General features: G+C 63.3%; 16 protein-coding genes and 1 pseudogene. 14 read left to right on the forward strand and 3 right to left on the reverse strand.

All coding sequences use genetic code 11. From position 1 onward, the window contains the following. Window positions 1-115: 115 nt before the first annotated feature. Window positions 116-1,411, forward strand: a complete 1,296-nt coding sequence (gene glyA / locus M4J40_RS20065; RefSeq protein ID WP_251756191.1) for a serine hydroxymethyltransferase — start codon at window positions 116-118, stop codon at window positions 1,409-1,411. Between the two features lie 84 nt (window positions 1,412-1,495). On the opposite strand, the gene M4J40_RS20070 is transcribed toward glyA, so the two are convergent. Further along, window positions 1,496-3,559: an FIST N-terminal domain-containing protein gene (locus M4J40_RS20070; RefSeq protein WP_251756192.1), complete on the reverse strand. Its 2,064-nt coding sequence runs from the start codon at window positions 3,557-3,559 to the stop codon at window positions 1,496-1,498. A gap of 592 nt (window positions 3,560-4,151) precedes the next feature. On the opposite strand from M4J40_RS20070, the gene pbpC reads away from it, so the two are divergent. Both pbpC and M4J40_RS20080 read left to right on the forward strand, forming a co-directional pair. Beyond that, window positions 4,152-6,227 (forward strand): penicillin-binding protein 1C, encoded by a 2,076-nt coding sequence (gene pbpC / locus M4J40_RS20075; RefSeq protein ID WP_251756193.1) that lies wholly within the window; start codon window positions 4,152-4,154, stop codon window positions 6,225-6,227. 86 nt (window positions 6,228-6,313) lie between these two features. Then, entirely contained in the window at window positions 6,314-7,678 is a 1,365-nt protein-coding gene (locus M4J40_RS20080) for a cation-efflux pump (protein WP_251756194.1), read from the forward strand. Window positions 7,679-7,703: 25 nt separating this feature from the next. Here the strand turns inward: M4J40_RS20080 and M4J40_RS20085 are convergent, their stop codons facing one another. Next, the gene (locus M4J40_RS20085) at window positions 7,704-8,711 is read right to left on the reverse strand and encodes an SIS domain-containing protein (RefSeq protein ID WP_251756195.1); all 1,008 of its coding nucleotides are present in this window, start codon (window positions 8,709-8,711) and stop codon (window positions 7,704-7,706) included. Window positions 8,712-9,042: 331 nt separating this feature from the next. Here M4J40_RS20085 and M4J40_RS20090 point away from each other — a divergent pair, with 331 nt between their 5' ends. Then, window positions 9,043-11,283: a PAS domain-containing sensor histidine kinase gene (locus tag M4J40_RS20090; protein ID WP_251756196.1), complete on the forward strand. Its 2,241-nt coding sequence runs from the start codon at window positions 9,043-9,045 to the stop codon at window positions 11,281-11,283. Between the two features lie 113 nt (window positions 11,284-11,396). Further along, window positions 11,397-12,767 (forward strand): sigma-54 dependent transcriptional regulator, encoded by a 1,371-nt coding sequence (locus M4J40_RS20095; RefSeq protein WP_251756197.1) that lies wholly within the window; start codon window positions 11,397-11,399, stop codon window positions 12,765-12,767. A gap of 7 nt (window positions 12,768-12,774) precedes the next feature. Here M4J40_RS20095 and M4J40_RS20100 read toward each other — a convergent pair whose 3' ends face one another. Next, window positions 12,775-13,383 (reverse strand): DUF930 domain-containing protein, encoded by a 609-nt coding sequence (locus M4J40_RS20100; RefSeq protein ID WP_251756198.1) that lies wholly within the window; start codon window positions 13,381-13,383, stop codon window positions 12,775-12,777. A gap of 274 nt (window positions 13,384-13,657) precedes the next feature. Here M4J40_RS20100 and M4J40_RS20105 point away from each other — a divergent pair, with 274 nt between their 5' ends. The 9 genes and pseudogenes from M4J40_RS20105 to aroE all read left to right on the forward strand — a co-directional run bounded on the left by M4J40_RS20105 (window position 13,658) and on the right by aroE (window position 22,725). Further along, the gene (locus M4J40_RS20105; protein ID WP_251756614.1) at window positions 13,658-13,996 is read left to right on the forward strand and encodes a septum formation initiator family protein; all 339 of its coding nucleotides are present in this window, start codon (window positions 13,658-13,660) and stop codon (window positions 13,994-13,996) included. A gap of 162 nt (window positions 13,997-14,158) precedes the next feature. Then, complete coding sequence (gene pdhA / locus M4J40_RS20110) at window positions 14,159-15,229, forward strand: pyruvate dehydrogenase (acetyl-transferring) E1 component subunit alpha (protein ID WP_257235318.1); 1,071 nt, start codon at window positions 14,159-14,161, stop codon at window positions 15,227-15,229. Window positions 15,230-15,251: 22 nt separating this feature from the next. Next, a complete protein-coding gene (locus tag M4J40_RS20115) occupies window positions 15,252-16,637 on the forward strand; it encodes a pyruvate dehydrogenase complex E1 component subunit beta (RefSeq protein WP_251756199.1) in 1,386 nt (461 codons plus the stop codon). A gap of 11 nt (window positions 16,638-16,648) precedes the next feature. Beyond that, window positions 16,649-17,983 carry a pyruvate dehydrogenase complex dihydrolipoamide acetyltransferase gene (locus M4J40_RS20120; RefSeq protein WP_251756200.1) on the forward strand — a complete coding sequence of 445 codons (1,335 nt, stop codon included), beginning with the start codon at window positions 16,649-16,651 and terminating at the stop codon, window positions 17,981-17,983. Between the two features lie 206 nt (window positions 17,984-18,189). Continuing rightward, the gene (locus tag M4J40_RS20125) at window positions 18,190-18,756 is read left to right on the forward strand and encodes a hypothetical protein (protein ID WP_251756201.1); all 567 of its coding nucleotides are present in this window, start codon (window positions 18,190-18,192) and stop codon (window positions 18,754-18,756) included. 47 nt (window positions 18,757-18,803) lie between these two features. After that, window positions 18,804-20,216, forward strand: coding sequence for a dihydrolipoyl dehydrogenase (gene lpdA, locus M4J40_RS20130; RefSeq protein ID WP_251756202.1), 1,413 nt, complete (start codon window positions 18,804-18,806; stop codon window positions 20,214-20,216). Between the two features lie 71 nt (window positions 20,217-20,287). Further along, entirely contained in the window at window positions 20,288-20,536 is a 249-nt protein-coding gene (locus M4J40_RS20135; RefSeq protein WP_251756203.1) for a GlsB/YeaQ/YmgE family stress response membrane protein, read from the forward strand. A 131-nt stretch (window positions 20,537-20,667) separates the two neighbouring features. Beyond that, a pseudogene (locus tag M4J40_RS20140) lies at window positions 20,668-21,765 on the forward strand (methyl-accepting chemotaxis protein); the annotation flags it as partial. Between the two features lie 102 nt (window positions 21,766-21,867). Further along, window positions 21,868-22,725 carry a shikimate dehydrogenase gene (gene aroE, locus M4J40_RS20145; protein WP_251756205.1) on the forward strand — a complete coding sequence of 286 codons (858 nt, stop codon included), beginning with the start codon at window positions 21,868-21,870 and terminating at the stop codon, window positions 22,723-22,725. Window positions 22,726-22,815 lie beyond the last annotated feature (90 nt).

The raw sequence follows: 22,815 nt of genomic DNA on the forward strand, positions 1-22,815 counted from the left end.
ATGGCACCCCCCCGCTCGTGATAAGCGACGCCCGTCACGGGCGCGCGTGGCGCCGGGGCATTTCGTCCCGGTCAGTCCGGCCCAAGAAACGTCCCTTGACGGAACGGAAACCCAAATGTCCAACACGACCAGCGCAGAGCTTGCCAACTTTTTCCATCGCTCCCTCGTCGAGGCCGATCCCGCGATCGCCTCCGCCGTGGCGAAGGAGCTCGGTCGTCAGCAGCATGAAATCGAACTGATCGCTTCGGAGAACATTGTCTCCAAGGCGGTTCTCGAGGCGCAGGGTTCCGTTCTGACCAACAAGTATGCCGAGGGTTATCCAGGTAAACGCTATTATGGTGGTTGTCAGTATGTCGACATCGCCGAAAACCTGGCCATCGAGCGCGCCAATGCGCTGTTCGGCAGCAAGTTTGCCAACGTGCAGCCGAACTCCGGCAGCCAGGCCAACCAGGCGGTGTTTCTGGCACTGGCCAAGCCGGGCGATACGGTGCTCGGCCTCGACCTGGCCTCGGGTGGACATCTGACGCACGGCGCCAGGCCCAACATGTCCGGCAAGTGGTTCAACGCGATCACCTACGGTGTCCGCGCTCAGGATCATCGCATCGACATGGACCAGCTTGTTGCGCTGGCCAAGGAACACAAGCCGAAGATCATCATCGCCGGCGGTTCGGCCTATAGTCGCGTCTGGGACTTCGCGGCCTTCCGCGCCATTGCCGACGAGGTGGGCGCCTACCTGATGGTCGACATGGCCCACTTCGCGGGCCTCGTGGCGGCGGGCGAGCATCCTTCGCCGTTCCCGCATGCGCATGTGGTCACCACCACCACCCACAAGACGCTGCGCGGACCGCGCGGCGGCATGGTGCTGACCAATGACGAGGATATTGCCAAGAAGATCAACTCGGCGGTGTTCCCCGGCCTGCAGGGCGGGCCGCTGATGCATGTCATCGCCGGCAAGGCGGTGGCGCTGCTCGAAGCGGCTCAGCCGGCCTACAAGACCTACATCAAGGCGGTGGTCGAGAACGCCCGCGTGCTCTCCGACGAGCTGAAGCGCGGTGGTGTCGACATCGTCTCGGGCGGCACCGACAACCATCTGATGCTGGTCGATCTTCGTCCGAAGGGGCTCACCGGCAAGGTGGTCGAGGCGGCTCTCGGCCGCGCCGACATCACCTGCAACAAGAATGGCGTGCCGTTCGATCCGGAGAAGCCGACGATCACCTCGGGTATCCGTCTTGGCTCGCCGGCGGCGACCTCACGCGGCTTCGGCGCCGGAGAGTTCAAGGAGATCGCCAACCTGATCCTGCAGGTGCTCGACGGTCTCAAGATCAACGGCGAAGACAAGAACGACGGCGTCGAGGCGGCGGTGAAGCTCCGCGTCAAGGCGCTGACCGACGCCTTCCCGATCTACGGCTGATTTCAGTCCACGGAAACAACAAGCCGCCGCGTGGGGATGCTCACGCGGCGGCTTTGTTTTGGAATTTGCTCAGGCCGCGGCCGATCAGGCGACCTCCCGGTCGCTCTTATCGAGCCGATGCAGGAACTCGATGCTGCTGACCGCCTGCTCGACACTGCTTCGATGGCCGGCCACGATTGAGGACAGACCGGCGATCGACCGTTCGAAGTGGCCGCTCTGGGCAAAGATCTCTTCCACGTTGCCCACGATCTGCTTGTAGCGCTCGCCCTCTTCGGAAAACTCCCGCTTGGTGGCTTCGATGATGACGCCGAGCTCCCGAAGCGACTCCTCGATGTTGGCGATGGCTGTCTGTGTGTGACCGAGCGTGGCCTTGGTGTCGTTGGCGAGCTTCTTCACCTCGCCGGCCACCACGCCGAAACCGCGCCCCGCTTCACCTGCGCGTGCCGCCTCGATGGTGGCATTGAGGGCGAGCAGGTTGGTCTGACCGGTGATGTTGTCGATGACTGCCACGACTTGGCGCAGCGCGGAAAGCGCGTCGTTGAGACCGCCAAAGCGTGCGGCGAGCGCCTCAGTGTTGGAGGGCTGACCGCTCTGCTCCGGACGGGAGTCGACCATGGCTGCGCGTATGCCGGACATGATCTCGCCAACGCTGGAGATCTCCGAGAGAGTGCCCTCAATTCTCGAGGACATCTCGAGATAGTCGGAGATCTTTTCGATGACGCCGGTTCTCAGGCGGTTCAGGATTTCGACCCGCTTCAGCCGGTTGCGCGTGAAGTAGTTGACGAAACTCGCGTAATGGATTGCGAAGTTGTCGAGATAATCGTCCGCGAAGTCCGTCTCAACGTTTGAGAAGAAAACGATTGCCGACAGGGTCTGGTTGATGTTGATGCCGAACAGCTCGCCGTAGGTCGAGAATCCTGCCACGGGCGCAGGCCAAATGCCGCCTGTTCGCGACAGCGCCTGTGCATTCGACAGACGGCGCAGGATGCAGTCGTTCATCAGTACGCCAGCCGGCTTCGGTTTGCCGCGCAGATAGCGCTCGATGTCGGCGCGGGTCTGTTCGAGAAAGTCGGTCTGTTCAAGCAACGTCAGTTCGTCACCGGGGCCGATATCGCAGTAGAAGTAGAACACTTCCTTCTCGAGGTCGATCTTGGACACCGAGCGGACGAACAGCTCCTTGCCCAGCTCGATCCCGAACGCCTTGCCCTTGAGAGCCTCTTCGAGCTTCTCCGGCACAACCCTCAACGCAGAAGAGAGAGCCTCGACCAGTGAGACGACCTTGCCGCTCTTGTCGTCGATGACGGCGCTGACCGACCGTCGATCGGTATCTGCGTCGACAACGACGAAACTCGGTCCGGTTTTCCGGAAATTCTGGCTCTTCATGACGCCGTAGCGTTGCCCCGGCGCCATCTTGACGAAGGCGACGACGGCGTGGTCCTTCACGATTTGCCGGCCATCGAACAGAAGCGTCTCGGTAAAGGTCAGGGCATCACCGGCGGAGCCGCCGACGAACAGGCAGGGGAAGCGCCCGGACTCGTAGACTGCTTCCATGAAGTAGCTTTCCGACATGGAAAGCCCATCGACGAAGGTCAGCGCGAAAGTCGTCTTGGCGTCAATGTGCATGGCCGGCTTCACGGCGCTCAGTGCCGACACGATCTTGGCGATCCGTTTGCTGTGCGACATCGAGGATCTGCCATCTCTGAGATCCTGCGAGGAGAGTGGCACCGAAAACACCTCGGCCTTTTCGATCAATGCCGGCGAGAAGACTTGCAGGACGACGTTCTGCCAACTGCCGTCCGTCTCGCAATAAACCTTCTCTCCACCTTTGGCGCAGAGCTCGCCCGCGGTTGTGGTGGCCACAACCTCGGCCGTGTGGGCAAGCGACTTGATCTTGCGGGTCACACTTGCGAAATCGACCTTTGGCGAGACGAAAGCGAGCACCAGGCTGGCCTGGATGCCGTCAAACAGGAAGTCGTCAGGGCTGACGCTGGAGAGAGAGGCGTCCGTTCGCAATATCCTGAGAGGCTCCGTTGCCGAGGCGGATGAGCCCGTCTGCTCTCGCTTCGGCTCGCCATCGGGTGTCGCGACGGCGGCATTTTGTGGCGGTCTGCTTATCCGCTTCGACAGTATCTTGTCGAATAGTTTCATTCTATCCTCCAGAATTCAGCATCCGCCCGTTTCTCTCCTTTCGCATTTCTACGCAGTGACCGTTAATGTTGCATTATGCGGAATGTTCAATATCCATTTTGAATATTTTCTTGGTTTGGTGCGGGCCAAGAAGTGATTTTCCTGGGCCGGAGATATATTGGCAAATCACGCAAGTCGCTTGGCCGATCCTGCGGTTATGCTCCGTAGTTGCGAAACAGTCGTATTTGTTCCTGAAACGATGGGCGACTCTTCCTCGCGGCCGTCGCCGCCATGTCGTTCAGTTCGGCCTTTTGGGTTTGGCGCCATCGGCTCGGGCGTTTACTTGGGGCGCTGCGCCGTGCCAATGCAGACCCAGAGGCGATCCATGTGGGGCGAACGTCGGCGTGGACCATCATGCGGGGGATAGTGCATTACCGAGTTCCACAGGCTGCCTCGCTACAGGTACTTTACGGTGCTGCCCTTTCGCGCTTTTCTTGAACCGGCCTGGGCTTTGGTGCGAGGCTTCAACCTCGGGCGGGCGCTGATCAGTCTCTAGACATCGGTCGCTTTCGCAAGATGATCGACTGAAGTGAGCACGGGAAGACGCAATCGGATGAAGACGCGTGGTCGTCTGGTCAAAGTCTGTCTGATCGTTCTTTCGGTGGTCGCCATCTCCGGGGTGGCTGCCGTCGTGCAGTTCCGCGCCCTTGTTGATGCGACACCGCCTGTCGATCTCTTTGCTCCCACCTCGCAGGTCGTGACTGCGCGAGACGGCGATATTCTGCGCGCCTACACGGTTGGCGACGGGCTCTGGCGCCTGCCTGTCGATCCGGCGCGCGTCGATCCGGGCTATGTGGCGTTGCTTCTTGCCACCGAGGACGGACGTTTCCGGGAGCACAATGGCGTCGATCCGAAAGCCTTGTTCCGTGCCGGTTGGCAGCTGGTGACGCATGGGCGCATCGTCTCGGGCGGATCGACGCTGACCATGCAGGTGGTGCGTCTTTCCGAGCGCCTGCATACCCGCTCGCCGATCGGCAAGTTCGGGCAGATCGTCAAGGCTCTTGCCCTCGAGCGTTTTGCCGGCAAGGACGATATCCTCGCCGCCTATCTCAGCCTCGCGCCGTTCGGTGGCAATCTGGAAGGCGTACGCTCGGCCTCGTTGGCCTGGTTCGGCAAGGAACCGGCTCGCCTTACTCCGGCCGAGGCGGCATTTCTGGTCGCCTTGCCGCAGGCGCCCGAGGCAAGGCGGCCGGACCGCTACCCTGACGCAGCCAAGGCGGCGCGAGACCGTATCCTGAGGCAAGCTGCCGAGCGCGGCATTCTTTCGCGCGCCGATGCCGACGCTGCCGTGGCCGAGCCGGTTCCGACCCGGCGACGCGATTTTCCATTGGTTGCCGCTCATGCCGCCGACCGGGCGGTGGCGGCCGATCCCAAGCGGGGCGAAATCAGGCTGACCATCGACGGCAAGCTGCAGACCTCGCTCGAAGGGCTCGCCGCCGAGCGGGCGAGCGCCATCGGCCCCAACGTCTCGGTGGCTATCATGGTCGCTGAGGAAGCAAGTGGCGACGTGGTGGCTTCCGTCGGGTCGGCCGGCCTGTTCGACCAGAAGCGGTCCGGCTCCATCGACATGACCAGGGCGGTCCGGTCGCCCGGATCGACGCTGAAGCCATTCATCTATGGTCTCGCCTTCGACGCCGGTATCGCCCATCCCGAGACGCTGGTCGAGGACCGCCCCACTGCCTTTGGCGGTTACACGCCCAACAACTTCGACAAGACCTTTCGCGGCACGGTGACTGTGCGGCAAGCGCTGGCCGAAAGTCTCAACGTGCCGGCCATCCAGACGCTGGAACTGGTCGGACCGGCACGGCTGGTCGCTCGCTTCCGCCGGGCCGGCGTCGAGGCAAAGCTGCCGGACATGGCATCCGCCAATCTCGCGGTCGGGCTCGGTGGCGTCGGCCTGACGCTAGACGATTTGACGACGCTCTACATGGCCTTGGCTCGTGGTGGCCGCCCCATCGCGTTGCGCGAGCGGGTCGATGCCGTGGGGCCGGCCGAGCCACCCAAGCCGCTGATGGACGAACGCGCCGCCGCCTATGTCACAGATATCCTGGCAGGGCAGCTTGGTGCGGCCAAGGGCGACGTCCGCGTCGCCATCAAGACGGGAACGTCCTATGGCTATCGCGACGCGTGGGCGATGGGCTACGACGGTCGGTATGTGGTCGGCGTCTGGGTCGGACGGCCGGATGGCGCGCCGTTGCCCGGTCTGATGGGCGTCGATGTGGCCGTGCCGATCCTGGCCGATACCTTCGTTCGGGCGGGCGGGACGACACGCTTGCCGCCGGAACCGCCGGGCCTCCTCAAGGTCTCCAATGCCGAGCTGCCGCCGCCTCTTCAGCGACTGCGCGGCGCGCGGGCGGCTGTTGCTCTGAAGGATGCCGGACCGGAGATCGCCTATCCCCCCACGGGCGCGCGCGTCGATCTCGGCTTCCGCTCCGGCTCGCCTCAGCCGCTTGCCCTCAAGGTCAGGAACGGCAAGGGACCGTTCACTTGGCTCGCCGATGGAGCGCCAGTGGCGCGGGAGCCATGGGCGCGTCAGTTCAGCTACTTCCCGAAGGGCGCCGGCTTCGTGACGCTGTCTGTGATCGACGGCGAGGGCAGGGCGGACCGAGTGACCGTTTTCGTGGAATGAGTACGACGCGCCGGTGAGGGCGCTTGCCTTTTGGTCGTCGGGAGGGCATGCCCGTCTCCGTCGAATTACGGAAGGCGGGAACGGCGATGACCAGGAAGGAACGCGTGGCGCTGGTGTCGCTGGTCGCCAGCCTCAGTCTTACCGCCGCCAAGCTCTCCATAGGCCTGATGATCGGCTCGCTGGCGCTCGTGACCGACGCGCTGCATTCGGGCACCGACGCCATCGCGACGCTTGTCACGTTCCTGGCGGTGCGTTTTGCCGATCGGCCGGCCGACGACGACCACCCCTATGGCCATGGCAAGTTCGAGGATCTCGCCGCGCTGGGGGAGGGGACGCTCCTGCTGGTGCTGGCCGGCGGCGTTGCCGTGGAGGCTTGGAATCGTTTTGCCGGCGCGGCGCCGCCGCCATCTGTCGGCGTCATCGCCTTTGCCGTGTTGGGCGCCGAGATCGTCATCAATCTCTGGCGCGCCTGGGCCTTGAACAAGACGGCGAAGGAAACCGGCAGTCGCGCTCTGGCTGCGGACGCCATGCACTTCCTGTCCGATGTGGCCTCGTCGGTGATCGTCATCGTCGGCTTTGTTGCGACGCTCTATGGCGCCGATTGGGCCGACTCGGTGACCGCGGCGGCCATCGCCGTGTTCATCGGCTGGCTGGGCCTCCGAATGATCCGCCGCACCATCGACGAGCTGACCGACCGGGTGCCGCCGGCCATTGCTCGTACGCTCCGTCGGTTGCTTCTGGATCTGCCCGGCGTGGTTGCCATCGATCAGCTCCGCGTCCGTACGGTCGGTCCCCGGCACTTCGTCGATATCTCCGCGGCTGTTCCCCGAACTTTCAGTTTCGACGAGACGGCTGCGGTCAAGCGGGCGATGGTGGCGGCCATCTTGGATGAGATCGAGGATGCCGAGGCGACGGTCAGTCTGCGGCCGGTCCCGATCGACGACGAGAGCGTCAGGGAGCGCGTGTTCCTCGCTGCGTCGCGCGAGCGCATTCCCGTTCACCACATCACCATTCAGCATCTCGGCGACCGTCTCTCCGTGTCGCTCGATTGCGAGGTGGAGGGTTCCATGCCGCTCGGAGAGGCGCATGAGGTAGCGAGCCGCCTGGAAGCCGCCGTCCGCGCTGAAATCGGCGCCGAGATCGAGGTGGAGACGCATCTCGAACCTCTTTATCCCGACCTCATTCCCGGCGAACGCTTGCCCGAGGATCGCGTTGCCGCCTACGCCGCCACTCTCAGGGCGGCGGCGGACAAGCATGGCGTGTCAGACGTCCACAACGTGCGTGTTCGCGAGATCGGCGAAGGACTTTTCGTTGCCTTTCATTGCCGCTTCCCGGCGACGCTTTCCGCCGCCGAGGTGCATCGCCGCGCCGACGCGGTGGAGCGCATGGCGCGTGCTGCCTTTCCAGAGATCCGCCGCATCGTCAGCCACCCGGAACCCCTGAGGGAGTGACGGGCGCCCGCGACGGCGCGGGCTGTCACGCCACGCCGATGCGCAGCAGGTCGAGGGTGTGCAGGATGCCGGTCGGCTTCCGGTTCTTGACGACGAACAGCACGGAAATCTTGCGGTTCTGCAGAAGGTCGAGCGCTTCGGCGGCGAAAATCTGCGGCGCGACGGTGACCGGATTGCGCGTCATGACGTCCGCGACGGGCGTTTCCAGCTTGCTGGCGCTCAACTGCGGGCCGAGGTCGGAGTGCACGAAGCGACGGAGATCGCCGTCGGTGACGACTCCGACCAACTGGCCAGCATCGTCGACGACGCCGACGACGCCGAACCCGCCCGAGCTGATGGCCAGGATGGCTTCCGTCATCCGACTGTCTGCGTTGATCAGCGGAAGCCGGTCAGTATGCATGATCTCCGACACGCGACGGAGCTGCGAACCGAGCTTGCCGCCTGGGTGGACGATGTGGAAGTCGTTTTCCGAGAAGCCTTTCCGCACCATGACGCCCATGGCGATGGCGTCGCCGATGGCAAGCTGAAGCACCGTCGATGTTGTCGGGGCGAGATTATGCGGACAGGCTTCCCGTACGCGCGGCAGGATCAACGCCACGTCGGCCGCGGCGGCCAGCGTCGATTCAGCACCGGCTGTGAGCGCGATCACCGGTACGTTGAAGCGCTTGGCGAAGGCCAGGACAACCGCGAGCTCGGTGGTCTCGCCCGACCAGGACAGCGCCATGATGACGTCGGTGCCGTCGACCATGCCGAGGTCGCCATGGCCGGCCTCCGTGGGATGGACGTAATAGGCTGGCGTGCCGGTGGAGGAGAAGGTCGCGGCAAGCTTGCGGGCGATATGGCCGCTTTTGCCGATGCCGGTGACGATAAGACGCCCCTTGCCCTCGGCGACGATTCCGATGGCTTTGTCGATGGCCTCGCCGAGTGGGCCGCGAAGCGCGGCTTCCTCAAGGGCAGCGACGCCCGTCCGGGTGATTTCGATGGCGTGCAGCGCTGCTGCGAGAGCGGGCTTCGGAAGGGGACTGTCGGTCATATCGGCTTCGATCCGCGATATTGGGGCCGCTGGCTCGCCCCGACCTTTGTCTTTGCCCGATGCGGTCGCGGAGCAAATGTCGGAGTCATGGGAACCACTTGCGGCTTCTGTTTCTCGCGAAGCTTGGAGGCCTGGCGTCCGATCGAAAGATCGAGCCGTCGGGGTCAAGTTCGCTCCGCGAGCCGCCTTGTTAGTTCATTGCGGACGGATGTAAAGCGGGCCTTGTGGCGTTAGCGGGGCAAAACGCTCGGAGAGGCGGCTTTTGCACGTTGTTTTCGTCAAGAAGCCGCAATCGTGATAGACGGCTCGCGATGTGGAATGGAGGCGGACGATGGCGGACTTGTCGGCTGGACAGAGTGAAGCTGCGGCAAGGCCGATGGCGATGAAGGACGTTTATGCCGAGGGGCGACGGCGGCGGCTGTTCGGTCTCGTGCTGGTGGCGGTCGCCACGCTGTTCTCTCTGACCACCTTTGCGCTGATCTCCAATCTCCTGCCCGTTCCGCCGACCACCGACCTTCTTCGCGGTGCCTTGTTGATCGACGGCCTTCTCCTCCTCGCCATCCTGTTCATGGTCGGCCAGGAGGTATGGAAACTCGGGCGTGCCTGGTTGGAGGGACGGGCGGCCGCCCGGCTTCACCTGCGTGTCGTGGCTCTGTTTGCCTTCATCGCCGCCTTGCCGGCCGTGATGGTGGCGGTGGCCTTCACCGTCTCGCTCAACCAGGGATTCGATCACTGGTTCGAGTCGCGGACGCGACAAGTGGTCGACAACGTGCTGACCGTGGCGAGCGCCTACATGCAGGAGCATGCCCGCGTACTTCGGGCCGATCTGATCAGCATTGCCACTTCGCTCGACGCGGCCAAGTCGCTTTACGATTACGAACCGACCCGGTTCGAGAGCCTCATGCGCTTGCAGGCGTCGCTGCACGGTCTGCAAAGCGCCTATCTGCTGGACAAGAACGGCAACGTCATCGTGCGTACGGAGTTCGATCCGACCGTCAAGACGGTCATGCCGACGCTCACGGCGATAGATGAGGCGCGCAAGGAGACGGCGGTTCTGCTGCAGCCGGGGCAGTCCAACCAGGTCGGGGGGCTCCTGAAGCTCAGGACCTATGACGAGACCTATCTCTACATCGTCCGTCTTCTCGACAAGCAGGTACTCGACAATCTGAAGCTCGCTCGCGACAGCGCCATGGAGTACCGCGAGCTGGAGAACAACCGCTCCGACGTTCAGATGGGCTTCGCGATGATCTTCGGCGGCATGTCGATCGTCTTCCTGCTCGGCGCCATGTGGATCGGCCTGTCGTTCGCCAACTATCTCGTCGCGCCCATACGCCACCTGATCAATGCGGCCGACCGGGTGGCTCACGGCGATCTCACTGCCGCCGTGCCCGTCGGGGCCACGTCGGACGACATTTCCAGCCTGGGCGCTTCCTTCAACAAGATGACGGTGGAGCTTCGGAGCCAGCGGCAGGAGTTGATCTCGGCCTCGGAGGAGGCCGAGAGACGGCGCCGGTTCACCGAGGCGGTGCTGTCGGGCGTGTCGGCGGGTGTCGTCGGCATTTCCAACGATGGCCACGTCACCATCGCCAACGCGTCGGCGCTGTCGCTGCTCGGCGTGGAGCTGTTCGATCTGGTCGGTCGCCTTCTGGTCGACGAGATGCCCGAACTGGCCCATCTCCTGTCGGCCGCCTTGCGCGATGACGACGAAGGGCGCTCCCATCAGGCGACGATCGCGCTGGTCCGCGGCGATCACAAGAGCACGGTGTCGGTCAGGGTAACGCCCGATCGCTCGCTCGACCGCGAGCACGGTTACGTTGTGACCCTCGATGACATTTCCGAGCTGGTGTCGGCGCAGCGAACCTCGGCCTGGGCAGACGTCGCCCGCCGCATTGCCCATGAGATCAAGAACCCGCTGACGCCGATCCAGCTGAGCGCCGAGCGCATCCGGCGGCGGTTCGGCAAGCTGGTGATGGACGACGACCGACGGGTGTTCGACCAGTGCGTCGATACCATCGTTCGGCAGGTCGGCGACATCGGCCGCATGGTCGACGAGTTCTCGCAGTTTGCGCGCATGCCCAAGCCGTCCTTCGAGGAACGCGACCTTGGCGAATGCGTGCGCGAGGCGGTGTTCCTGCTCGGCGTTGGCCATCCGGAGATTACCTTCGAGGCTCATCTGCCGGAAACGCAGCTCAAAGGACGCTTCGATCATCGCTTGATCAGCCAGGCGGTTGCCAATCTGGTCAAGAATGCCGTCGAGGCGATCGAAGGGCTGCCCGAGGATGATCGCAAGGGAGCGCGCGTCGATGTCTATGGCCGCGAGGCCGGCGACTTCAACATCGTGGAAGTGGTCGATACCGGCATCGGCCTGCCGACAAACGAGCGGCACCGGTTGATGGAGCCGTACATGACGACACGCGAGAAGGGGACGGGCCTGGGGCTCGCCATCGTTCGCAAGATCGTCGAGGAGCACGGCGGCAGCATCGATCTTCTGGATGCGCCCTCCGTGGCCGATGGTGGGCACGGAGCCATGGTCAGGATCAGCCTGCCGGTCGATCCGAATAGAACGGGTTGAATGTCGGGGGTAATGACCGATAGGGCTTCAGATCGTGTGACATTTATGTTACTGCCGAGACGGCCGGGGCTTGAGGGCGGCCGCTCGGCGGCGGAACGGATACGCAGGAAACAATGGCGACCGACATTCTGATCGTTGACGATGAGGCCGATATTCGCGACCTCGTGGCAGGCATTCTTGAGGATGAGGGCCACGGAACCCGGACGGCCGGAGATTGCGACAAGGCCCTTCAGGCCATTGCCGAGAGGCGCCCGCAGCTGATCTTTCTGGACATCTGGCTTCAGGGCAGCCGCATGGATGGCTTGCAGTTGCTCGACGAGATCAAGTCCAACAATCCGGACGTGCCGGTGGTGATGATCTCCGGCCATGGCAACGTCGAGACGGCGGTCTCGGCGATCAAGCGCGGCGCCTACGACTACATCGAGAAGCCGTTCAAGGCCGATCGCCTGGTGCTGATCGCCGAACGGGCGCTGGAGTCGTCGCGTCTCAAGCGCGAAATTCGCGAACTTCAGATCCGTTCCGACCGCCAGGAGGGCGTCGTCGGTGGCTCGTCGGTTGTCAACCAGCTCCGCAACACCATCGACCGCGTTGCGCCGACCAACAGCCGCGTGCTGATCTCGGGTCCCTCCGGATCGGGCAAGGAATCGGTGGCGCGCGCCATCCACGAGCGTTCGCATCGGGCCGCTGGTCCGTTCGTGGTGCTCAATCCCGGCGCCTTCTCGCCGGACCGGATGGAGATCGAGCTGTTCGGCAGCGAGTCCGACGACGATGGCAAGCGCAAGGTCGGCGCTCTCGAAGAGGCGCATGGCGGCACGCTCTATCTCGACGAGATCGGCGACATGCCGCGTGACATGCAGAACCGAATGGTGCGCGTTCTCGTCGAACAGGCGTTCGAGCGGGTAGGGGGCACCCAGAAGGTTCATGTCGACGTTCGCTACGTGTCGTCGACGGCGCGTGATCTCGAGCGCGAGATTGCCGAGGGGCACTTCCGCGAGGATCTGTTTCACCGCCTCGCCGTCGTGCCGGTGCGTGTTCCGGGGCTTTCGGAACGGCGCGAGGACATTCCCTTCCTCATCGAACAGATGATGCACCAGATCTCCAGGGCCACTGGCCTGCCGGTCCGGCGCATTGGCGAGGACGCGATGGCCGTGCTGCAGTCGCACGACTGGCCGGGCAACCTGCGTCAGCTCCGCAATAACGTCGAACGGCTGATGATCCTGACGCGCGGCGATCCGGAGGCGACGATCACCGCCGACCTTCTGCCCTCGGAAATCGGCACCATGCTGCCGTCGCTGCCGTCCGGTTCGGGCGGCGAGCACCTGATGGCGCTGCCGCTCAGGGAAGCGCGCGAGATTTTCGAGCGGGAGTATCTCAAGGCCCAGCTCAACCGCTTCGGCGGCAACATCTCGCGGACCGCCGAGTTCGTTGGCATGGAGCGCTCGGCGCTGCACCGCAAACTGAAAAGCCTCGCCATCGCCGGGTGAGGAGAGTTCAGTCCGTCGGTTCGTTCTCGTCCAGCTCGGGTAACGAGTTCTGCTCCCATTCCCTTTTGGGAATGGGACGGCCGAGCTTGAAGGTGAAAGAGGCGACACGAGCGAGATCGACCGTCGCTTCGCAGCTGAACGACAACCGGTACCATTTCCCGCCAGCGTGAACGGCCGCGCCGGGCGCTTCCATGGACTTGGCCTTCAGCAGCGGGTCGGCCATCGCGTAGGGAACGACGCTGTTGGGCACGAACCCGGCTTTCCAGCGCTTCAACTGCTCCATCGCTTCGATGTTGCAGAGCTGGATCAGTCGCTCGTCGCTGGCAAGTGTAGAGATTATTTCCCGAGTTTCCCGATTGCGCGGATCGTCGAGGACTGCGGCCGCATAGTAGTCGGTTGCCGTCACGGTGGCGCTCGGGGAGGGGCGGGCCGGTCGGGCCGGAGAGGTCGAAGGTTTCGCTGCGATCTCTGGGGGAGCGCTGACGGGCGGCGCGACGTCCATCCCGGGGACCATGACCACCTCGACGGCCGCCGGCGGTCGATCGACGGTGAGACGGCGGGGGGCTTCGATGGCAAGGAGTGCGATGAACAGCGCATGGCCGAGAACGGACAACATCGTTGCCGGTTTCGGCTGCGCTATCCTCAAAACGGATCCTCCCCCTTTTCTTTCTCCATCGCTCGACTTGATGGCGGTTTGACGGCCCCGCCGCGCGCACGATGTTGTGATCGGCCGGGCCTGTGGGAAGTTTGCCACCTTTTGCCTATTGCGAGGCTGGCGAGACTCATTTTGGGCGCAACCCGCGACCTGTTCACCGTCCTTTTACCACGTTGGTCCAGATTCCTCCGCAAGGGACCAGGATGTTCCCGCTGCCTGCGTGAGTTTGTTGCGTATGATTACCCGCCAGTACCGTCCGTCTTGGCTGCGTCGCCTGATCCTTCCGGCTGTTACCGCCGTTTTTCTGGGCTATTTTGGCTATCACGCCGTCAATGGCGAGTACGGCATGGTGGGGCGTGCCCGCTTCGAGAGCCGCACCCAGGAACTCAATGCCGAACTGGCGCGTCTCAACGCCGAAAAGGCCGATCTGGAGGCCCATGTCAGGCTTCTGCGCCCCTCCAGCCTCGACCAGGACATGGTGGACGAGCGCGCCCGTGTCCAGCTGTCGGTCGTCAATCCGAATGAAGTGGTCATTATGGATTTCGACGAGTTGGCGCAGGCAAAAAGCGATTGATATTGCTCTATTTTCGTTGAATTAACTTGATTTCAGTTAATTCTTGTGGCCAGCGATGCGGCTTTCGCATGATTGACATGCGTTGCAAACCTTGACTTGCTCCCCGGAAAGGGGTTCCGTCGGCGCCTCTACGAAATAATCCCGATACGGGAGGAGCAATCCATGGCTGTTCGACCGGCGACCGAGAAGCGCACGCGCGCTTCGGCCCCGACATCCGGAACGAAGAAACCGGGCAAGACGTCCAATCCGACCGTCAACTATCAGGTCGCCGAATTCGACAAGGACGACGAGTTCAAGGCCTATCACGACATGCTGCTGATCCGTCGCTTCGAAGAGAAGGCCGGTCAGCTCTACGGCATGGGCCTCATCGGCGGGTTCTGCCACCTTTACATCGGCCAGGAAGCCGTTGTCGTCGGTATCCAGAAGGCGCTTCGCGAAGGCGAAGATCAGGTTACCACCTCCTATCGCGACCATGGCCACATGCTGGCCTGCGGCATGGACCCCAAGGGTGTCATGGCCGAGTTGACCGGCCGCCAGGGCGGATACTCGCGCGGCAAGGGCGGCTCGATGCACATGTTCAGCCGCGAGAAGCAGTTTTTCGGCGGTCACGGCATCGTCGGCGCGCAGGTGCCGATCGGCGCTGGACTGGCCTTCGCCAACAAGTATCGCGGCAACGACAACGTGTCCGTGGTGTATTTCGGTGATGGCGCTGCCAACCAGGGCCAGGTCTACGAGACCTTCAACATGGCGCAGCTCTGGAAGCTTCCGGTGATCTTCGTCATCGAGAACAATAGGTATGCCATGGGCACCTCGGTCAGCCGCTCGTCGGCGCAGACCGATTTCGCCAAGCGCGGCGAGAGCTTCAACATTCCCGGCGAGCAGGTGGACGGCATGGACGTCCGTGCCGTCAATGCGGCGGCCGATCGCGCCGTCGAATGGGCGCGGACGGGCAATGGTCCGTATATCCTGGAAATGCAGACCTATCGCTATCGCGGCCATTCGATGTCCGATCCGGCCAAGTATCGGAGCAAGGACGAAGTGCAGAAGATGCGCGACGAACGCGATCCGATCGAACAGGTTCGCAAGCGCCTCGTCGAGAAGGGCTGGGCCAGCGAAGAGGATCTCAAGGAGATCGACAAGAAGGTGCGCGCCGTGGTGACGGAAGCCGCCGACTTCGCCTCCGCCGATGCCGAGCCGGATCCGTCCGAGCTCTGGACCGACATTCTCCGCTGACAGCGCCGAAAGGTTTTTCATAATGGCAATCGATATCCTGATGCCGGCGCTGTCGCCGACCATGGAAGAGGGCAAGCTCACCAAGTGGCTCAAAAAGGTGGGCGATGACGTGAAGTCCGGCGATGTGCTCGCCGAGATCGAGACCGACAAGGCGACGATGGAAATCGAAGCCGTCGACGAGGGCAAGCTGCTCGAGATCCTCGTTGCCGAGGGCACCGAGGGGGTGAAGGTCAACGCAGTGATCGCCCGCGTCGGCGAAGAGGGCGAGGCCGCTACGGGCAAGCCGGAAGCCGGTGAAGCGCCGCAGCCCGCCGCCGAGGCCGCTCCTGCCGAAAAGACGCAACCGATGGCGCAGGCGTCGAGCACGGTGCCGGCAGCGCCTGCTGTCAAGGCCGAGGCCGATCCCGACATCCCCGCCGGAACCGAGTTCGAGAGCAAGACGGTTCGCGAGGCGCTGCGCGAGGCCATGGCCGAGGAAATGCGCCGCGACGAAGACGTTTTCCTGATGGGCGAGGAAGTCGCCGAGTATCAGGGCGCCTACAAGATTTCCCAGGGTCTTCTGGACGAGTTCGGCGCCAGGCGCGTCATCGACACGCCCATCACCGAGCACGGCTTTGCCGGTATCGGCGTCGGCGCTGCCTTCGCCGGTCTGAAGCCGATCGTCGAGTTCATGACCTTCAACTTCGCCATGCAGGCGATCGACCAGATCATCAACTCGGCGGCCAAGACGCTCTACATGTCCGGTGGCCAGATGGGCTGCCCGATCGTGTTCCGCGGTCCCAATGGCGCCGCCGCCCGCGTCGGCGCCCAGCACAGCCAGGACTACGCCGCCTGGTACGGCATGATCCCCGGCCTCAAGGTGGTGATGCCCTATAGCGCGGCCGACGCCAAGGGCCTCCTCAAGGCGGCGATCCGCGATCCCAACCCGGTGATCTTCCTCGAGAACGAAGTCCTCTATGGCCATCACTTCGAGGTGCCGAAGCTCGACGATTACGTGCTGCCGATCGGCAAGGCGCGCATCCACAAGGCCGGCAAGGACGTCACCATCGTCTCCTTCGGCATGGGCATGTCCTATGCGATCAAGGCGGCGGACGAGCTGGCCGGTCTCGGCATCGACGCCGAGGTGATCGATCTCCGCACCATCCGCCCGATGGACATCGAGACGGTGGTCAACTCGGTCAAGAAGACTGGCCGTTGCGTGACGGTGGAAGAGGGCTGGCCGCAGGGCTCGGTGGGCTCGGAGATCGCCTATCAGATCCAGGCCAACGTCTTCGACTATCTCGACGCACCGGTGGCCCGCATCACCGGCAAGGATGTGCCGATGCCCTACGCGGCCAACCTTGAGAAGCTCGCCCTGCCGAACGTCGGCGAGGTGATCGAGGCCGTGCGCGCCGTCACCTATCGCTGAGGAGAGAAGAAATGCCGATCAAGATCCTGATGCCGGCGCTCTCTCCCACCATGGAGACGGGCAACCTGACCAAGTGGAGCGTCAAGGTGGGCGATGCCGTGAAGTCCGGCATGGTTCTCGCCGAGATCGAAACCGACAAGGCAACCATGGAAGTCGAGGCGGTCGACGAAGGTGTCGTCGCCAAGCTGGTGGTCGCTGAAGGTGCGGCGGACGTACCGGTCAACGCCGTGATCGCCATTCTCGCCGAGGAAGGCGAGGACGTCGAAGCGGCTGCCTCGGCAGCCGAAGGGGCGGCTCCCGCCCCGGCCAAGGCGGAAGCGCCCAAGGTCGAGGACAAGGCGAAGCCTGAGGCGTCGAAAGCGGATACCGCCAAGGCAGAAGCTCCGAAAGCGGAAGCAACCAAGTCGGCCGACGGCGAACGCATCTTCGCCTCGCCACTGGCGCGTCGCGTCGCCAAGGACAAGGGACTCGACCTCAAGTCCATCAAGGGCTCGGGTCCGAAGGGCCGCATCATCCTGCGTGACGTCGAGGGTGCCGAAGCGGCGCCGAAGGCGGCGGCTCCCGCTCCGCAGGCACAGGGCTCGGCGCCTGCTCCGAAGCCGGCTGGCGCCAGCGACGAGATGACGCTGAAGCTGTTCGATCCGGACAGCTACGAGCTGATCCCGCACGACGGCATGCGCAAGACGATTGCGCGCCGCCTCACCGAGTCCAAGCAGACGGTGCCGCACTTCTACGTCACCGTGGATGTGGAGCTCGATGCGCTGCTTGTCCTGCGCAAGGATATCAACGACTCCGCGCCAACCATCGATGGAAAGCCGACCTACAAGGTGTCGGTCAACGACATGGTCATCAAGGCTTATGCCCTGGCGCTGAAGGCCGTGCCGGACGCCCACGTGTCCTGGACCGATGGCGGCATGCTCAAGCATCGCCATGCCGATGTCGGCGTTGCCGTGTCGATCCCCGGCGGCCTGATCACGCCAATCGTCCGCAAGGCCGACGAGAAGAGCCTCTCCGCCATCTCCAACGAGGTGAAGGATCTGGCCAAGCGCGCCAAGGACCGCAAGCTGAAGCCGGAAGAATATCAGGGTGGCACCACCTCGGTGTCCAATCTTGGCATGTTCGGCGTCAAGGACTTCGCGGCCGTCATCAACCCGCCGCACGCCACCATCCTGGCGGTCGGCGCCGGCGAGCAGCGGGCCGTGGTCAAGGGTGGCCAGCTGGCCGTCGCCACCGTGATGAGCGTGACGCTCTCCACCGATCACCGTGCCGTCGATGGTGCGCTCGGCGCCGAGCTTCTCAAGGCGTTCAAGGGCTTCATCGAGAAGCCGATGTCGATGCTGGTGTAATCGCGATCCGAAGATCTCGCGCGCCGGTTGACTACATCCGGCGCGCGGGTGTTGCCACGCCGGTTTCCGCCGGTACTGGCTAAACCAGTGGAAGAGTGGTCGGAAACAACAACCCAAGCAACTCCCTTGCGCTAACTATGGGCGGTCCGATCCGGTTTCTTCCTCCCAATTTTGGGAAAACCGGAATCCGAAAACGGGGGGAGTTCATGATGTGGCGACTTGGAGTGCTGAAGCGTTCAGGCTGGCTGGTGTTCGCGTGTTCGCCGAAGATAGTCACGGCGATTTTGGTGTCAGTCTTCGCTGGTCTGGCGCTGACGTCATGCCAGACATCGAACGACGACCTTCTTCGGAAGCTGGCGGCGGAAACGCCGAATTCCAGGGATTTCTTTTCCGGGAAAACGTTGGTCCACCTTGGCATGCAGGTTGAATACTATAGGCCAGATGGTGCAGCCTTTCTTTGGGTTCCAGGAAATACCGTCGTTGTTCCGGGGAGGTGGAAAGTTGAAGGCTCCGTACCCGGAGAGACCTTCTCTGGCGACATCTGCTTCATGTACGCCAGGACGAACGAGGAGCTCTTGGCGGGTAAAGCGAGTGGCTTTTGGGAATGCCACGAACTCCGGTCTCAAAAGTTGGTCATCACGGGGCGCGTTGCGGGGGATCCGCTCAATCTTTCCAAATCACTGGCTGTGCCTTTCGTCTCGTCGAAATGGCAGACCTCACTTGAAAGCCTGATCAAGAAGTACCAGCAGCAATTGAATAACAAGAGCGGTTAAGTCTTCGAGCCACGACGGCGTCGACCAAAACCGCGTTGGAGCATCTCATGTCCCAGTATGACATCCTGATTATCGGTTCGGGCCCCGGTGGCTATGTCGCCGCCATCCGTGCCGCCCAGCTCGGCCTCAAGGTCGGCGTCGTCGAACGCGCCTATGTCGGCGGCATCTGCCCCAACTGGGGCTGCATTCCGGCCAAGGCGCTGCTGCGATCGGCCGAGATCTTCCACTATATCGAGCATGCTGCCGACTACGGCATCAAGGCCGAGAAGCCGGGCGTCGACGTTGCCGGTATCGTCAAGCGGTCGCGCGGCATCGCCCAGCAGATGAGCCAGGGCGTCGGTTTCCTGCTCAAGAAAAACAAGGTCGACCTGATCTGGGGTGAGGCGACGATCGCCGCGCCCGGCAAGGTCAAGGTGAAGGCCGTCGACGGTGCGCCCAAGGGCTGGTTGCCGGCCGGCGACTACGAGGCCAAGCACATCATCGTTGCGACTGGCGCCCGTCCGCGTGTCCTGCCGGGCCTTGAGCCCGACAAGAAGCTGGTCTGGACCTATTTCGAGTCGATGGTTCCCGAAGAGCTGCCGAAGCGTCTTCTGGTGGTCGGCTCCGGTGCCATCGGCATCGAGTTCGCGAGCTTCTACCGGGCGCTCGGCTCGGAAGTGACCGTCGTCGAGGTGATGAGCCAGGTGATGCCGGTCGAGGATCACGAGATCGCCGAACTCGCCAAGAAGCGTTTCGAGAAGGCCGGCATGAAGATCCTTCTCGAGGCCAAGGTCGCCTCGTTGAAGAAGGGCAGCAACGAGGTGACGGCCACCATCGAGCTCAAGGGCGGCTCCAGGCAGGAGATCACCGCCGATCGCGTCATCTCGGCCGTCGGCGTCGTCGGCAACGTCGAGAACCTCGGCCTTGAGGCGCTGGGCGTGAAGCTCGATCGCGGTACGATTGCCACCGACGGTCTCGGCCGGACCAACGTGCCGGGCATTTATGCCATCGGCGACGTCGCCGGTCCGCCGATGCTGGCCCACAAGGCCGAGCACGAGGGCACGCTGTGCGTCGAGGCGATCGCCGGTCTGCATCCGCATCCGATGGACAAGCTGCAGATTCCGGGCTGCACCTATTGCCACCCGCAGGTGGCCTCCGTAGGCCTGACCGAGAAGAAGGCCAAGGAAGCCGGGTTCGAGCTGAAGGTCGGTCGTTTCCCCTTCATCGGCAACGGCAAGGCGGTGGCGCTGGGCGAGCCTGAGGGTCTCGTCAAGACGATCTTCGATGCCAAGACCGGCCGCTTGCTCGGTGCCCATCTGGTTGGCGCCGAGGTGACGGAGATGATCCAGGGCTTCGTCGTCGCCATGCAGCTCGAGACCACCGAGGAAGAGCTGATGCACACGGTGTTCCCGCACCCGACTGTCAGCGAGACCATGCACGAGAGCGTACTTGCCGCCTACGGCCGCGCCATCCATATTTGAGGCGTGAATCGCAATTACACGCAGAGGCCGGCGGCGATCCCGCCGGTCTTTTCATGTTCAGGAGACATCCGATGCAAGGTCATGCCTTTCTCGTCTGGGGCGCCATAGGCCTTCTTGCCGGCTGGCTCGCCAGCTTCGTTGTGGGCGGTGGCGGCCTTATCCGCTATCTCGTTTCGGGCCTGATTGGTTCGTTTGTCGGTGGGCTTGTCTTGCAGTGGACCGGCATCAGTCTTCCCATTGCAAGTCCTTTCCTGCACGAAGTGGCTGTCGCGACCATCGGGGCGATTATCTTCGTCTTTCTTGCACGTATGGTTGCTTGAGAAATAGTTGTGTGAAAAGGACATATTTCCCCGAAATTCTGCAAACAAAAGAAGCAGATCGCTCAGTATTTCATCGGCCCCTGTTTTTACTTTGTTAACGAGATGAATGCGACTCTTCGCATAGTAAAAATGCGATAGTCCGGGGGGATGGGATGACAGCTTCGGTTGTGTCCATTCGCGATATTTCTTCAAAGTCCGAGTCCGTCCAGGAGATCGCCTTCAACAAGGTTGGTCAAATCCGGGCGATCAATCGTCGGATGCGGATCCTTGCCCTCAACGCGTTGATCGAGGCGGAACGGGCCGGCGAGGCCGGACGCGGTTTTGCGGTGGTCAGCCAGGAAGTGCGCGGAATTTCGGAAGAGGTGGAGAAGCTCTCGACCGCCCTTGAGGCCGAGCTGGCCTCGGAGATCGGCGAGATTTCCTCTCTGGTTCAGGAGATGAGCCAGTCTTCGCAAGGACAGCGGCTTGTCGACCTTGCTCTCAATGCCATCGAGATCGTCGATCGCAACCTTTACGAACGCACCTGCGACGTCCGTTGGTGGGCGACCGACTCCGCCTTCGTCGACGCCATGACCGTGCCCGGGGAGGCTGCCTTCGCCTATGCGGCGCGGCGTCTCGACGTCATTTTGCGCGCCTACACCGTCTATCTCGACATCTGGCTCTGCGATACCCAAGGCAAGGCCGTCGCGACCGGCCGTGGAGATCGTTTTCCCTTGGCCGGCGCCGACGTTTCTTCGCGGCCATGGTTCCGCACCGGCATGGGGCTGAGGACTGGCGATGATTTCCACGCCGAGGATATCGCCCGCGAGCCGCTTCTGGGCGACACGATGGTCGCTACCTTCGTTACGCCGGTAAGGGCAGGCGGCGAAGCCGACGGTCGCCCCATAGGCCTCCTGGCCATCCACTTCGACTGGGAGCCCCAGTCTAGGACCATCGTCGAGGGTGTCCGCCTGACCGACGAAGAGCGGGCAATGAGCCGTGTGCTGATCGTCGACCGCGACAACCGCGTCATTGCGTCCTCCGATGGGGCCGGGCTTCTGACCGAGCGCCTTGCCGCCTTCGGTGGCGCGGAGGCGGGCTGGCAGGTGCGCGATGGACGACTGGTCGCCCAGCACTTGACGCCGGGCTATGAGACCTACCGTGGCCTCGGCTGGCGTGGCGTGATCGAACAACGGCTTCTTGCCGAGAAGCCCTCGGCAACGGTGACGCCGCTCAACCGACGCCGGTAGGCTTTCTGACCGACGGTAGCGTTTCCAATCCGGCCTCCAGGCGGTAAGATCGCTCGGAGAAAGGGCGCGGCGGCATGTCCGCCTCCCTTGGAGGATGACGCCATGCCGGCCGAACTCAACTTCCTCAGCCTTCTCACTGGCTGTTTCGCGACACCGGTGGCGGAGAATCCGACGGTCGCCATGGTCGAGGCGGCCTATCGCGCCATGGGCCTCGACGCCCGCTACATCAATTGCGATGTGGCTCCGGCGGATTTGGGCGACGCGGTGCGCGGTGCTCGCGCCATGGGATGGCGCGGCTTCAATTGCTCGTTGCCGCACAAGGTGGCGGTGATCGACTTCATCGACGAGCTTGCGCCTTCGGCGGAAATCATCGGCGCCGTCAACTGCGTCATCAACAACGAGGGCAGGCTGATCGGCGAGAACACCGATGGAAAGGGTTTCCTCACTTCGCTTGAGACCGTGATCGATCCACGCGGCAGGCGTGTGGTGGTTCTTGGCGCCGGTGGCGCTTCGCGGGCGATTGCGGTGGAGACGGCGCTGGCCGGCGCTGCGTCGATCACCGTCGTCAATCGCGACGAGGCGCGTGGCAAGGCCGTGGTGCAGCTTGTGAGGGCGCACACCCAGGCGACAGCCGACTTGGTGTCGTGGAAGGGCGACTATGTCGTTCCCGAGGACGCCGACATTCTCATCAACGCGACGTCGATCGGCCTTTTCCCGGGTGTCGACGATGTACCTGCTGTCGATTTCAACTCGATCCGGCCGGGTCTGGTGGTCGCCGACGTTATTCCGAACCCGCCGCGCACGGCCTTCCTCAAGATGGCCGAGTCGCGGGGTGCCTTGACGCTCGACGGTCTCGGCATGCTGGTCAACCAGGGCGTCATCGGCATCCGCCTGTGGACGGGGCGCATGCCCGATGCCAAGGTGATGCGGAACGCGCTGGAAACCGTCTTCGGCGCTTGAATTTTCGCTGAACGTCTGCTTGCGGCAGCTTGTGGGGACACTACATTTCCCGCGACGCCTCGCGGACGTTCTTCCGCGCTTCCGGTGACT

The sequence above is a fragment of the Pleomorphomonas sp. JP5 genome (genome assembly GCF_023721815.1).
Lineage (GTDB): Bacteria > Pseudomonadota > Alphaproteobacteria > Rhizobiales > Pleomorphomonadaceae > Pleomorphomonas.